General features: G+C 71.5%; 13 protein-coding genes. 6 read left to right on the top strand and 7 right to left on the bottom strand.

Annotated elements, in window-relative coordinates:
* Positions 1–77: 77 nt before the first annotated feature.
* Positions 78–569: an inorganic diphosphatase gene (locus tag ACFZDA_RS27155; RefSeq protein WP_003991985.1), complete on the bottom strand. Its 492-nt coding sequence runs from the start codon at positions 567–569 to the stop codon at positions 78–80.
* Positions 570–648: 79 nt separating this feature from the next.
* Here ACFZDA_RS27155 and dacB point away from each other — a divergent pair, with 79 nt between their 5' ends.
* The 6 genes from dacB (at position 649) to folE (ending at position 8453) form a co-directional block, all read left to right on the top strand.
* Entirely contained in the window at positions 649–2262 is a 1614-nt protein-coding gene (dacB, locus tag ACFZDA_RS27160; RefSeq protein ID WP_391086373.1) for a D-alanyl-D-alanine carboxypeptidase/D-alanyl-D-alanine-endopeptidase, read from the top strand.
* A 247-nt stretch (positions 2263–2509) separates the two neighbouring features.
* Positions 2510–3637: a zinc-dependent metalloprotease gene (locus ACFZDA_RS27165; protein WP_391086375.1), complete on the top strand. Its 1128-nt coding sequence runs from the start codon at positions 2510–2512 to the stop codon at positions 3635–3637.
* Between the two features lie 196 nt (positions 3638–3833).
* On the top strand, positions 3834–4871 hold the full coding sequence (gene tilS, locus ACFZDA_RS27170; RefSeq protein WP_391086377.1) for a tRNA lysidine(34) synthetase TilS: 1038 nt from the start codon (positions 3834–3836) through the stop codon (positions 4869–4871).
* Between the two features lie 60 nt (positions 4872–4931).
* On the top strand, positions 4932–5492 hold the full coding sequence (gene hpt, locus ACFZDA_RS27175; RefSeq protein WP_020270244.1) for a hypoxanthine phosphoribosyltransferase: 561 nt from the start codon (positions 4932–4934) through the stop codon (positions 5490–5492).
* Between the two features lie 186 nt (positions 5493–5678).
* Positions 5679–7718 carry an ATP-dependent zinc metalloprotease FtsH gene (gene ftsH / locus ACFZDA_RS27180; RefSeq protein ID WP_391086380.1) on the top strand — a complete coding sequence of 680 codons (2040 nt, stop codon included), beginning with the start codon at positions 5679–5681 and terminating at the stop codon, positions 7716–7718.
* Positions 7719–7847: 129 nt separating this feature from the next.
* Entirely contained in the window at positions 7848–8453 is a 606-nt protein-coding gene (gene folE, locus ACFZDA_RS27185; protein ID WP_391086383.1) for a GTP cyclohydrolase I FolE, read from the top strand.
* A gap of 9 nt (positions 8454–8462) precedes the next feature.
* Here the strand turns inward: folE and ACFZDA_RS27190 are convergent, their stop codons facing one another.
* From ACFZDA_RS27190 to ACFZDA_RS27215, 6 genes are all read right to left on the bottom strand, one after another.
* On the bottom strand, positions 8463–8951 hold the full coding sequence (locus tag ACFZDA_RS27190; protein WP_391086385.1) for a DUF3180 family protein: 489 nt from the start codon (positions 8949–8951) through the stop codon (positions 8463–8465).
* Between the two features lie 59 nt (positions 8952–9010).
* Entirely contained in the window at positions 9011–9622 is a 612-nt protein-coding gene (gene folK, locus ACFZDA_RS27195) for a 2-amino-4-hydroxy-6-hydroxymethyldihydropteridine diphosphokinase (RefSeq protein ID WP_391086387.1), read from the bottom strand.
* The gene (gene folB / locus ACFZDA_RS27200; protein WP_086559022.1) at positions 9619–9978 is read right to left on the bottom strand and encodes a dihydroneopterin aldolase; all 360 of its coding nucleotides are present in this window, start codon (positions 9976–9978) and stop codon (positions 9619–9621) included. Before folB ends, folK begins: the two co-directional genes overlap by 4 nt.
* 237 nt (positions 9979–10215) lie before the next feature.
* A complete protein-coding gene (locus tag ACFZDA_RS27205) occupies positions 10216–10719 on the bottom strand; it encodes a nuclear transport factor 2 family protein (RefSeq protein WP_391086389.1) in 504 nt (167 codons plus the stop codon).
* On the bottom strand, positions 10716–11597 hold the full coding sequence (gene folP / locus ACFZDA_RS27210) for a dihydropteroate synthase (RefSeq protein WP_391086391.1): 882 nt from the start codon (positions 11595–11597) through the stop codon (positions 10716–10718). Before folP ends, ACFZDA_RS27205 begins: the two co-directional genes overlap by 4 nt.
* 63 nt (positions 11598–11660) lie before the next feature.
* Positions 11661–13505, bottom strand: coding sequence for a phosphatidylglycerol lysyltransferase domain-containing protein (locus ACFZDA_RS27215; protein ID WP_391086393.1), 1845 nt, complete (start codon positions 13503–13505; stop codon positions 11661–11663).
* Positions 13506–13647: the final 142 nt, after the last annotated feature.

Below are 13647 nucleotides of genomic sequence, written 5' to 3' on the forward strand. Positions count from 1 at the left end.
CCCCCAGCCTCAGTATGCGCACATACAGGCGAACGGGCCGCACGCGCAGGCGTACGGCCCGTGAGCATCAGCAGGGGTCAGTGACCGCCCTGCTCCTTGAAGCGCTTGTAGGACCGCTCGATCTCGGCCTCGGCGTCCGTACGGCCCACCCAGTTGGCGCCCTCGACCGACTTGCCGGGCTCCAGGTCCTTGTAGACCTCGAAGAAGTGCTGGATCTCCAGGCGGTCGAACTCCGAGACGTGGTGGATGTCCCGCAGGTGCTCCACACGCGGGTCGTGCGCCGGCACGCACAGCAGCTTGTCGTCGCCGCCGGCCTCGTCCGTCATCCGGAACATGCCGATCGCACGGCACTGGATGAGGCAGCCGGGGAAGGTCGGCTCGTCCAGGATGACCAGCGCGTCCAGCGGGTCGCCGTCCTCGCCGAGGGTGTTCTCGACGAAGCCGTAGTCGGCCGGGTAGCTGGTCGAGGTGAAGAGGCGACGGTCCAGGCGGATCCGACCGGTCTCGTGGTCCACCTCGTACTTGTTGCGCGAACCCTTCGGAATCTCGATCGTGACGTCGAACTCCACCGGTGGCTCCTCCATGATCAACACACAGTTCTGGTGGTTAAGTGTCCCTCACGCCGGTGTGTGATCGCGAAAGGGGCTGGTGGTCGTGCCGGAGCTGCGTCCTTGGCGGGCCGCGAGGCCGCACGTGGTGCGGATCGCGCACGCTCTACGACCGCGCCTGGCCAGGGCCGCCGCGGCCGCGAAACCGCGGATCGCGCGGCTCGCCCGAGCCGGAAAACCGCAGGTCGCGCGGCTCGTCCGAGCCGGAAAACCGCAGATCGCGCGGGTCACCCGGCCGAAGAGCTGGCAGTACACGGCGGGCGCCGCCACCGCCGGTCTCGCACTGGCCGCCGGTGTGGTGACCGCCGCCGGCCCCTGGGACTCCTCGGGCCAGCGTACGGCCGAGCGGGACCGGGCCGCTGCCCTGGGCCGCGCGGGTGGCACAGATCACGGCCGGGCCCCCGGCGCGCCCGCCCAGCCCCGGCCCGCCCCCAGCGCCGGGCCCGTACTGACCGGCCTCGGCGGCGTCAGCACCGTGAAGTCCGCTCCGGACGGCAAGGCCCTCGCCACGACCCTCACGCCCCTGTTGAAGGACCCGGCGCTCGGCCCCCGGCCGGCAGCGGCCGTCGTGGACGTCACGACCGGCAGGCGCCTGTACGGCACCGACCCGGACACCGCGCTCACCCCCGCCTCCACGACGAAGATCGCCACGGCGGTCGCCGCGCTGTCCGCGATGGGCGCCGACCACCGGCTCACCACCCGCGCCGCCCTGGAACCCGACACGAACGAAGTCGTCCTGGTCGGCGGCGGCGACCCCACCCTCACGGCACGCGAGACCTCCGACGGCTCGGCCGGCCTGCGCACCCTGGCCGACCGGACCGCCGCGGCCCTGGCCCAGCGCGGCGTCCGCGACGTCACGCTGTCCTACGACACGACCCGCTACGCGGGCAGCCAGAAACACCCGATCGGGGTCAACCCCAATCTCGCCCCGGTCAGCCCCCTGATGGTGGACGAGGGCCGCACCGACGACTCGACCAGCGGCCCGGTCACCCGGGTGACCGACCCGGCCGCGGACGCGGCCCGCCGCTTCGGGGACCTGCTGAAGGCCCGCGGCATCACGACCACGACCCCCGGCCCGTCGAAGGCCACGGCCCGCGCGAAGACGCTGGCCACCGTGGACTCACCCCCGCTGTCGGCGCTCGTCGAACGGATGCTGACCAACAGCGACAACGACATCGCCGAGGCCCTCGCCCGCCAGACGGCGATCGCCACGGGCCAACGGGCCGACTTCGCCGGCGCCGGCCGGGCGATCGACGCCCAGCTCCGCAAGCTCGGCTTGCCCCTCAAGGGCGCCTCCTTCAAGGACGGCAGCGGCCTGGACCGCGCCGACCGCCTGACGGCCGGTCTCCTCACCGCCCTCCTGGCCAAGGCGGCCGACCCCGCCCACCCCGAACTCCGCCCGGCCCTCACCGGCCTCCCCGTGGCCGGCTTCACCGGCACCCTGACCGCCCGCTACACGGACGGCGCGGCCGGCGTCGTCCGCGCCAAGACAGGCACCCTGACCGGCGTGAACACCCTCGCGGGCACGGTCGTCGACCAGGACGGCCGCCTGCTGGCCTTCTCCTTCATGGCCAACGACACGACCGACCCCGCGGCGGCCCAGACGGCCCTGGACAAGGCGGCGACGACCCTGGCGTCCTGCGGCTGCCGCTGACCGCCGACACGGCCGCCGACAGCCGGCCCCGCCCGTCCGTGGACTGCCCGTCCCGCCCAGCCGTGGGCAGTCGTTCCGCTGGGGCGGAACGGGTGGGCACGGCCTGCAACGCCGAGTACCGCCGGACGAACCCCAGCCCTGCCGACCCGGCACGCCGGCTACAACGCCGCCGGCCAAAACGCACCCCCGGCTCCACCACCCCCTCGCCGCCCTGCCCCAGCGGCCGGCGCTCACGTACGGTTGACGCATGACGAGCATCGGTGGTGCTTCAACCGGCATGGTCGACTGGAACCTCGCGGTCGCGACCGCGACCCGGCTCGTACGGCCGGGCCCCGACGTCAGCCGTGACGAGGCCCGGGCCGTCGTCGCGGAGCTGCGCCGGCATGCCAAGGCATCGGAGGGACACGTCCGGGGCTTCACTCGTCTGGGCACACAGGAGGGCCACGACACCCCCGTCCTGGTCGTCGACCGCCCGGGCTGGATCCGGGCGAACGTCGCCGGCTTCCGGGAACTGCTGAAGCCCCTGCTCGACAAGATGCAGGACCGGCGCGGCAACACCCCCGGCGGCGCGGTCATGAGCGCCGTCGGCGGCAAGGTCACCGGCGTGGAGCTCGGCATGCTCCTGTCCTTCCTGGCCTCCCGCGTCCTCGGCCAGTACGAGACCTTCGCCCCGGCCACACGCCAGCTCCCGGCGGGGGAGAACGGCGGCGGCCGGCTCCTGCTCGTCGCCCCGAACATCGTGCACGTGGAGCGCGAACTCGACGTCGACCCGCACGACTTCCGGCTCTGGGTGTGCCTGCACGAGGAGACGCACCGCACGCAGTTCACGGCCGTGCCCTGGCTGCGCGACCACCTGGAGGGCGAGATCCAGTCCTTCCTGAGTGAGACCGACGTCGACCCCATGACCGTCCTGGAACGCGTACGGGAGGCCGCGCAGAGCCTCGCCGGGGGCCGTCCCGAGGCCGAGGAGGACGACGGCGGCCGCTCCCTCGTCGAGATCGTGCAGACGCCCGCCCAGCGCGAGATCCTCGGCCGCCTCACGGCCGTGATGTCCCTGCTGGAGGGCCACGCCGACTTCGTGATGGACGGCGTCGGACCGGACGTCGTACCGACCGTCGGGGAGATCCGCGAGAAGTTCCAGCAGCGCCGCGCCAAGGGCGCCTCCCGCCTGGACCTGGCCCTGCGCAAGCTGCTCGGCCTGGACGCCAAGCTCCGCCAGTACCGGGACGGCGAACGCTTCGTACGCGCCGTCGTCGACGAGGTCGGCATGGACGGCTTCAACCGCGTGTGGACCTCGCCGAACACCCTCCCCACCAAGACGGAGATCGCCAAACCGGCGGACTGGATCGCGCGGGTGCACCGCAGGACCGAGTAGTGAACATCGCGGGACGGTCGTGAAAGGAAACGGGCCGACGGCAGGCGGACGCCCCTCCAATCACCCGTCCGAGGGACCGTGAGCGAGGGGTAGGCGTGCAATGCTCGGGGAACGGCCCGGTTCTGTCACCATCTACACACTCTGCGTGACCGACATGCGGGCTCACCCCCCGAAAACTTCATGAAGGGAACCGGACATGGGTCCCCATCCTGCGGTCGCGGCGATACGCCTGGCGGTCCGCCGCGTCCTCCACGACCTGCTCACCGAACACCACAGCACCACCGCCGCACTTCGGCACGCCCCCTCGCACGAGCCGCCGCCCCCGCCGCTCGTGCTCGTGGCATGCTCCGGCGGCGCCGACTCCATGGCCCTCGCCTCCGCCCTCGCCTTCGAGTCCCCCAAGCTCGGCATCAGGGCCGGCGGCGTGACCGTCGACCACGGCCTGCAGTCCGGCTCCGACGTGCGGGCCGCGGAAGTCGTCCAGCGTCTGCGCGAACTCGGCCTCGACCCCGTCGACTCCGTCGCCGTGACCGTCGGCCGCGCGGGCGGCCCCGAAGCCGCCGCCCGCGACGCCCGCTACGCCGCACTCGACACCGCCGCCGAACGCCACGGCGCCACCGCGGTCCTGCTCGGCCACACCCGGGACGACCAGGCCGAAACCGTCCTGCTGGGCCTCGCCCGGGGCTCCGGCATCCGCTCCCTGTCCGGCATGGCCGCGGTCTCGGGGGCCGGCGGCCGTTACCGGCGGCCCTTCCTGGAACTCGACCGGCAGACCGCCCGCAAGGCCTGCATGGTCCAGTCCCTGCCCGTCTGGGACGACCCGCACAACGCCGACCCGGCCTTCACCCGCTCCCGGCTGCGCCACGAGGGCCTGCCCGCCCTGGAGAAGGCCCTCGGCAAGGGTGTCGTCGAGGCCCTCGCCCGGACGGCCCAGCTCTCCCGCGACGACGCCGACGCCCTCGACTCCTGGGCCACCCAGGCCGAGGCCACGGTCCGCGACGCCGCCGGGCGGCTGGAGTGCGCGAAGCTCTACGCCCTGCCGCCCGCCGTGCGGCGCCGAGTGCTGCGCCGGGCCGCCATCGCAGCCGGTGCCCCGGCCGGTTCCTTGTTCGCCCGGCACCTCGAGGAAGTCGACCGGTTGATCACCGGCTGGCGCGGTCAGGGTGCCATCAACCTCCCCGGCAAGGTCGTGGCCCGGCGGCAGGGTGGCAGACTGGTGATTCGGCAAGGCTGAATCACGTCCCCCTCCGAGCAGTCGGTGGAGGGGCCGCTCAGTCAGGGACGACCGAAAGTGATGCGGGTGGACGCGAAAGACATGGGTGCCGACCTTCAGCAGGTACTCATCACCAAGGAAGAGATCGACGCCAAGCTGGCCGAGCTGGCCGCGAAGATCGACGCGGAGTACGCGGGCAAGGACCTGCTGATCGTCGGCGTCCTCAAGGGCGCGGTGATGGTCATGGCCGATCTCGCCCGGGCGCTGTCCACCCCCCTCACCATGGACTGGATGGCCGTATCCTCGTACGGGGCGGGCACCCAGTCCTCCGGTGTGGTGCGGATCCTCAAGGACCTCGACACCGACATCAAGGGCAAGCACGTCCTCATCGTCGAGGACATCATCGACTCCGGCCTGACCCTGTCCTGGCTGATCTCCAACCTCGGCTCGCGCGAGCCCGCATCCCTCAAGGTGTGCACGCTGCTGCGCAAGCCCGAGGCCGCGAAGGTCGCCATCGACGTGGAATGGGTCGGCTTCGACATCCCCAACGAATTCGTCGTCGGCTACGGGCTCGACTACGCCGAGAAGTACCGCAATCTCCCGTTCGTCGGTACGCTCGCGCCCCACGTGTACGGCGGCTGACATTCCGGCCGGGGTGCCGTGACGGTGATCGGGAACCCCAGCGGGTTTCCCGCCGTTGGAGCATGCGTAGACGGATCGTCAGCCGTCCCGCGCGGCTTCAGGTGACAATGCTGGGGTACCGTCCGAAGAACAGCCTTTATCAAACTCACTATGGCAGGAGGGACGGGGCGGCACCGCTCCGTATGGATGGACGTGAAGCGATACTTCCGTGGGCCGGTCATGTGGATCGTGCTGGCCGTCCTTGCCGTGGTCGTGTTGATGCAGGTCGTCGGCTCGTCCGGCGGCTACAAGACGGTGGACACCGGCCAGGTCGTCCAGGCGATCAATGACAACAAGGTCGAGTCGGCCAAGCTGACCACCGGCGACGAGCAGACCGTCAAGGCCTCGCTCAAGGACGGCGTAAAGATCGAGGGCAGCTCGAAGATCCAGGCGAGCTATATCGGCGACCAGGGCGTGACGATTGCCAACACGCTCCAGGCGAAGTACCAGGACAAGCAGATCCCGGACGGCTACACGGTCTCGCCGTCCAAGCAGAACCCGTTCGTCGGGATCCTGCTCTCGCTGCTCCCCTTCGTCCTCATCGTCGTCGTCTTCCTGTTCCTGATGAATCAGATGCAGGGCGGCGGCTCCCGGGTCATGAACTTCGGGAAGTCCAAGGCCAAGCTCATCACCAAGGACACCCCGAAGACGACGTTCTCGGACGTCGCCGGCTCGGACGAGGCCGTCGAGGAGCTCCACGAGATCAAGGAGTTCCTCCAGGAACCGGCCAAGTTCCAGGCCGTCGGCGCCAAGATTCCCAAGGGCGTGCTGCTGTACGGCCCGCCCGGCACCGGCAAGACCCTGCTCGCGCGTGCCGTCGCGGGCGAGGCCGGGGTGCCGTTCTACTCGATCTCGGGTTCCGACTTCGTCGAGATGTTCGTCGGTGTCGGTGCCTCCCGAGTCCGTGACCTGTTCGAACAGGCCAAGGCGAACGCGCCGGCGATCGTCTTCGTCGACGAGATCGACGCGGTCGGCCGCCACCGCGGCGCCGGCCTCGGCGGTGGTCACGACGAGCGCGAGCAGACGCTGAACCAGCTGCTCGTCGAGATGGACGGCTTCGACGTCAAGGGCGGCGTGATCCTCATCGCCGCGACGAACCGGCCCGACATCCTCGACCCGGCGCTGCTGCGCCCCGGCCGCTTCGACCGGCAGATCGCCGTCGACCGCCCGGACATGCAGGGCCGTCTGGAGATCCTCAAGGTTCACCAGAAGGGCAAGCCGGTCGCGCCCGACGTCGACCTGTCGGCCGTCGCCCGCCGTACGCCCGGCATGACGGGTGCCGATCTGGCCAACGTGCTGAACGAGGCCGCCTTGCTGACGGCCCGCAGCGACCGGAAGCTGATCGACAACCACATGCTGGACGAGGCGATCGACCGTGTGGTCGCGGGACCGCAGAAGCGGACCCGGATCATGTCGGACAAGGAGAAGAAGATCACCGCGTACCACGAGGGCGGACACGCCCTGGTCGCGGCGGCTTCGCCGAACTCCGATCCCGTCCACAAGATCACGATCCTGTCGAGAGGCCGCGCCCTCGGCTACACGATGGTGCTGCCGGACGAGGACAAGTACTCGACCACGCGCAACGAGATGCTGGACCAGCTGGCCTACATGCTGGGCGGCCGCGCGGCCGAGGAGCTCGTCTTCCACGACCCGACGACGGGTGCCGCCAACGACATCGAGAAGGCCACGGGCCTGGCCCGCGCGATGGTCACGCAGTACGGCATGACCGAGCGTCTCGGCGCGATCAAGTTCGGCGGCGACAACACCGAGCCCTTCCTCGGACGTGAGATGTCTCACCAGCGCGACTACTCGGAAGAGGTCGCCGCGCTGGTCGACGAAGAGGTCAAGAAGCTCATCGAGACCGCGCACAACGAGGCCTGGGAGATCCTGGTCGAGAACCGCGACGTCCTCGACAACCTGGTGCTGCAGCTGCTGGAGAAGGAGACGCTGGGCAAGGAGGAGATCGCCGAGATCTTCGCCCCGGTCGTCAAGCGCCCGCCGCGGCCCGCCTGGACCGGTTCCTCCCGCCGTACGCCGTCCACCCGCCCGCCGGTCCTCTCCCCCAAGGAGCTGGCCCTGACGAACGGGGCGAACGGCGCGACGCCGGCCATCAGCACCGCGAAGAGCACCGCGGCGGAGCCCGCCCCGGCGCCCGAGCGAGCACCGGAGGACCGCCCCGAGAGCTGACCACCGCTCTCCCGGTGGCCCCACCGGGCCCGGAATGGATGCCGCGCCCCCCAGGTCTTAGCCTGGGGGGCGCGGCTTTCGGCCATATGCGCCAGGCCGCCCCTGATGGACACAGGAACGAGGCACCAGATGACCGACCCCGTGGCGCTGGACGGCGAGGGCCAGATCGGCGAGTTCGACGAGAAGCGGGCCGAGAACGCCGTGCGGGAGCTGCTGATCGCGGTCGGCGAGGACCCGGACCGCGAGGGGCTCCGGGAGACGCCGGCGAGGGTGGCGCGGGCGTACAAGGAGATATTCGCGGGGCTGTGGCAGAAGCCCGAGGACGTGCTGACGACGACGTTCGACATCGGGCACGACGAGATGGTCCTCGTGAAGGACATCGAGGTGTACTCGACATGTGAACACCATCTGGTGCCGTTCCGGGGCGTCGCCCACGTCGGGTACATCCCCGCCCACAGCGGAAAGATCACCGGGCTGTCCAAGCTGGCCCGGCTCGTGGACGTCTACGCCCGGCGTCCGCAGGTGCAGGAACGGCTCACCACGCAGATCGCGGACTCGCTGATGGAGATACTGGAGCCGCGCGGCGTCATCGTGGTGGTGGAGTGCGAGCACATGTGCATGTCGATGCGCGGGATCCGCAAGCCCGGCGCGAAGACGCTGACGTCGGCCGTGCGGGGGCAGTTGCGGGACGCGGCGACGCGGAACGAGGCGATGAGCCTCATCATGGCGCGCTGACGCCGGACGTCACACGGTCGGGGCCGCCCCCGTGCCCTCGTGTTCGTCGTCGTCCGGGAGCTTGCAGACGCGCTCCAGGAAGATGGCCGCCGCTATGACGCCGATACCCGCGAGGACGGAGAAGCCGGCGTAGATGGCCTGGTCGCGGCGGGCGGGGATGTCGAGGGACTCCAGCAGGAAGACGCCGGTGCCGCCGTACATGCCGGCGACGAGGGCGGCGACCAGGGCGCTGGCCTGGCCGAAAACGACCGCGCGGGCCGCCATCATCGGGTCGACGCCCTTGGCGTCGGGCTGCCGCTCGCGCTGGGCCTTCAGCCGCGCGCGCAGCGAGAGCGCCGTGGCCAGCAGGATTACGGCGATCACAGCCAGGACGATGGGCGCGGCCAGGGGGACGCTGGGGAGCGTGCCGATCGAGTTCCACAGGCGGGCGCCTGCCCAGGACAGGACCCCTGCCACGACGAAAACGCCGGCCAGCACCCTGATGCGCAGCTCTTTCACAGTGTCCCTTCGGTTCCCCCGGCTCCGGCCCGGTTGTGCGGCCGTCTCGACCTTAACGGCTACTCGGGCAGCCGGAGTTCCAGGTCCGTGCGCGGCGCCACGCCCTCGCGGGTGACGGAGTCCAGCAGCCCGGCGACGGGGCCGCGGCCGGGCAGTTGCGCCTCGGGGTCCAGGTCGTGCCAGGGGGCCAGGACGAAGGCGCGCTCGTGGGCGCGGGGGTGCGGGAGGGTGAGCTGCGGGTCGTCGGAGACGACGTCGGCGTAGGAGACGATGTCGACGTCCAGGGTGCGCGGGCCCCAGTGCTCGTCGCGGACGCGGTGGAAGGCCTCCTCGACCGCGTGCGCGCGCTCCAGGAGCGAGGAGGGCGGGAGGGTGGTCTTGAGGACCACGACCGCGTTGAAGTAGGCGGGCTGGCTGCCGGCGTCCACGCCCCAGGGCTCGGTCTCGTAGACGGGGGAGACGGCCTTGATGCGGACGCCGGGGGTGTCCTCCAGGGCGTCGATGGCTCCCTGGAGGGTCTCCAGGCGGTTGCCGAGGTTGGAGCCGAGGGCGACCACGGCCCGTTTGGGATTGCTGAGCGTGGTGTCGGCGGCGTCTACCTTCTCGACGACGGAGGCGGGTACCGGCTGTACGGTGGGGTCGCTGGGGCCCTTGAGGAAGGGTGCAGTCATACTCGGCTCCGGGTGATGGTGACGGTCACGTCGTCGAAGGGGACGGTGATCGGGGCGTCCGGCTTGTGGACGCAGACCTCGACCTGTCGGACCCCGTCGTGCTTCAGACATACCTGGGCTATGCGCTCGGCGAGCGTCTCGATGAGGTTGACGGGCTCGCCCTGGACGACGGCCACGACCTCCTCGGCCACGATGCCGTAGTGCACGGTCTTCGCCAGGTCGTCGTCGGCCGCGGCCGGCCGGGTGTCCAGGCCGAGGACGAGGTCCACGACGAAGGTCTGGCCCTCCTCGCGTTCCCTCGGGAACACCCCGTGGTGCCCGCGGGCCTTCAGGCCGCGCAGCGCGACACGATCCACGCGAATCACTCCTGCAATCGTCGGTGCCGGCCGGTCCGTGCCGTGTGCGGACGGCACACCGGCCTCAGTCGAATCTACCTGCGAGCCCGGGCGGGGCCGGGCCTCGGGGGCGCGGGCCCGGGCGGGACCCGGCAGGATTCACCCGGCGTTTCCCCTGGGGAACCCGGCGGCTCACGGGTTGGTAGCCGCCCATACCCGCGGGTCAGTGATTCCAACCACTTCCTGGCACGTACCCACTCACTCGGGGGTGTCGTCCTGTTCGTCCTCGTCGTTTTCGGCCAGAACGGGGGAGGCGTGGTGCGACCAGATTTTCCACCCCGCGGGCGTGCGCCGGAACACGTTGGTGGCGACCACGAGCTGTCCGACGAGCGGGCCGAGCTCCTCGTCGCCCTTGGGGGCGGGGCCGCCGCTGAGGATGTTCTCCGTGCAGGTCACCAGGGCGGTGTCGCCGGTGACGGAGACATGCACGTCGGTCAGGAAGAACTGGATGTAGTCGGTGTTGGCCATGATCAGCGCGTACGACCGGAGGACCTCGCCGCGCCCGGTGAGCACCGGCCAGCCGGGGTGCACGCAGGAGACCACGCCGCTGTCGGCCGGGTCGTGGTACGTCTCGTCGACGCCCAGGTCGGAGGGGGTCAGCCAGAGCGACGCCAGTTCCTCGAAGTCGCCCCGCTCCAGTGCCTCGTAGAAGGCGGTGTTGGCGGCCTCGACCTGTTCGACGTCGGTGTGCGGGGCGCTCACCGGGTTCCTTCTGCGCCGGTGCGTGCCGCCGCGATGGCGTGGGCGACGCGTACGGCGTCCGCCGTGGCGCGCACCTCGTGCACGCGGACCGCCCACGCGCCGGCGTGCGCCGTGAGCGCGGAGACGGCGGCGGTGGCGGCGTCGCGTTCGCGTGCGGGCGGTGGCGGGCCGTCCGGGCCGGCCAGGACCCGGCCGAGGAAGCGCTTGCGGGAGGCGGCGACGAGCAGCGGGTGGCCGAGGGCGAGGACCCGGTCGAGGCCCGTGAGGAGCGCGAGGTCGTGCTCGGCGTCCTTGGAGAAGCCGAGGCCCGGGTCGACGATGACCCGGTCGGGGGCGATGCCGCCCGCCAGGACGGCCTCCACGCGCGCGTGCAGTTCGTCGACGACCTCGGTGACGACGTCGGCGTACTCGCCGCGGACGTTGCCGCCCTGGAGGTAGCCGCGCCAGTGCATGACGACGAACGGGGCGCCGGCGTCGGCGACGGCCGGGATCATGCGGGGGTCGGCGAGGCCGCCGCTGACGTCGTTGACGAGGGCGGCGCCCGCCGCGAGGGCCCGTTCGGCGACGGAGGCACGCATGGTGTCGACCGAGACGGTGACGCCCTCGGAGGCCAGGCCGCGGACGACGGGGAGGACGCGGCGCAGTTCCTCGGCCTCGTCCACCCGGGTGGCGCCCGGGCGGGTCGACTCGCCGCCGACGTCGACCAGGTCCGCGCCCTCGGAGACCAGGTCGAGGCCGTGTTTGACGGCGGCCGTGGTGTCGAAGAAGCGGCCGCCGTCGGAGAAGGAGTCGGGGGTGACGTTCACGACTCCCATGACCGCGCAGCGGTCCCATTCCGGTAGGCCCGCCACGCGCCCGCGTCCGCTCTGGTTGCTCATATGTTCAGCGTAGGCCCAGGGGACGGCCGTCAGGCGCTGCGGCCCGGGCCGGTCCCGACAAGGTCACGCCGCTCTGACGCTCCGTTCCGTCGTCGTGCCGTGGGCGCAGGGGCGGCGGCCGGCCGGGCGACGGCGGCGCAGGAAGCGCGGCAGCGGCAGCGCCAGGTTGACGAAGCCCTCGGCCTGCATGGCGGCGAAGCCGATGCGGGGCAGGTCTCCGGAGGCCCGGTAGACGACGAAGCGGGGCTCCCAGCGCGGCTGGAACTTGGCGTTGAACTTGTACAGCGACTCGATCTGGAACCAGCGGGAGAGGAAGACCAGCAGTCCGCGCCAGGCGCGCAGCACGGGGCCGGCGCCGATCTTCTCGCCGCGGGCCAGCGCCGAGCGGAACATGGCGAAGTTGAGGGAGACGCGCGCGATGCCGAACTTCGGGGCGGCCTGGAGGGCGGCCACGATGAGCAGTTCGTTCATGCCGGGGTCGGCCGAGCGGTCGCGGCGCATCAGGTCCAGCGAGGCGCCGTCGGTGCCCCAGGGCACGAAGTGCAGGATGGCCTTCAGGTCGCCGTATTCGCCGGGGTGGTCGTCCTGCTTGTGGGCGGTGGCGATGAGGCAGTCGCCGTCGGCGGGGTCGCCGACGCGGCCCAGGGCCATGGAGAAGCCGCGCTCGGTGTCGGTGCCGCGCCAGTCGTCGGCGGCGCGCCGGATGCGCTCCAGCTCGGCCTCGCCGAGGTCACGGACACGTCGTACCCGGGTTTCGTAACCGGCGCGCTCGATGCGTTTGACCATCTGGCGCACGTTGCGCATCGCGCGGCCGGCGAGGGAGAAATCCGCGACGTCCACCACCGCCTCGTCGCCCAGTTCGAGGGCGTCGAGCCCGGTCTCGCGGGTCCACACCTCGCCGCCGGTCTCGGAGCAGCCCATGACGGCGGGGGTCCAGGAGTGGGCCCTGGCCTCGTCCATGAACCGTTCGATGGCGCCGGGCCAGGCCTCGACGTCGCCGATCGGGTCGCCGCTGGCGAGCATCACGCCGGAGACCACGCGGTACGTCACGGCCGCCTTGCCGCTGGGGGAGAAGACGACGGCCTTGTCGCGGCGCAGCGCGAAGTGGCCGAGGGAGTCGCGGCCGCCGTGCCGCTCCAGCAGGGCGCGCAAGCGTGCCTCGTCCTCCTCGGTGAGGTGGGCGGCCGGGTGTTCGGGGCGGAAGGCCAGGTAGATGGTGGTGACGGCGGTGAGCAGGCCGAGGGCGCCGAGCGAGAAGGCGACGGTCCAGGAGGTGTCGCCCTGGTAGTCGACCGGGCCCTCGAAGCCGAACAGGCCGTAGAGGACGTGGGTGATGCGGTCGGCCAGGCTCGGGTCGCCGACCATGCGCTCGGTGTGGACGCTGACGATGAGCAGGCCGAGCAGGAGCGAACCGGCGCTCATCAGCACGAAGTTGGCGAGCGCCCGCCAGCGGCTGCGCGGGTCGGGCAGGGCGTCGAACTGGTCGCGGTGGCGCAGCAGGGGCGCCAGCAGGGCCAGGGAGATCAGCACGCCCACGATCGAGTGCCGGTACGTGAACTGCGCGACGGCACCGGCCGGCAGCAGGGCCACGGCCGCCCGCCAGGCCCGGCGCTTGCCGCGCTTGAGGCCGTGGGCGAGCAGCAGCAACAGCACGCCGGTGCTGAGGGACAGGGCGGCCGCGAACGGCCCGAGCGCGCCGGGCAGCACCTCGGCGATGGCGTGCATACGGCTGTGCCTGAAGCGCGGGAAGACGCCCGCGGCGATGTCCAGGACGCCCACCAGGGCGCAGGCTCTGCCGACCAGGAGGGGGACGGCGTCGGGGCGTGGCCCGCGCAGCAGGTGGCGTACGCGGCTCGTCCGGCCGGTTCCCGGCGTGGCGCTGCCACGACTCGGAACCTCGCCCGACATTTCCTCATCTGTCCTGACAGACATCGCATCCCGTAGTTCCGCGAGAGACCTTGGATCCGGTGCCGATTCGGGCATCCGGCGACATTGCGCCCTCTAGGACGGTGTCTCGGGGGAAGAGGTTCACTCCCGTCGTCAAAGCCGT

The sequence above is a fragment of the Streptomyces sp. NPDC007991 genome, from assembly GCF_042958445.1.
In the GTDB taxonomy this organism is placed as follows: domain Bacteria; phylum Actinomycetota; class Actinomycetes; order Streptomycetales; family Streptomycetaceae; genus Streptomyces.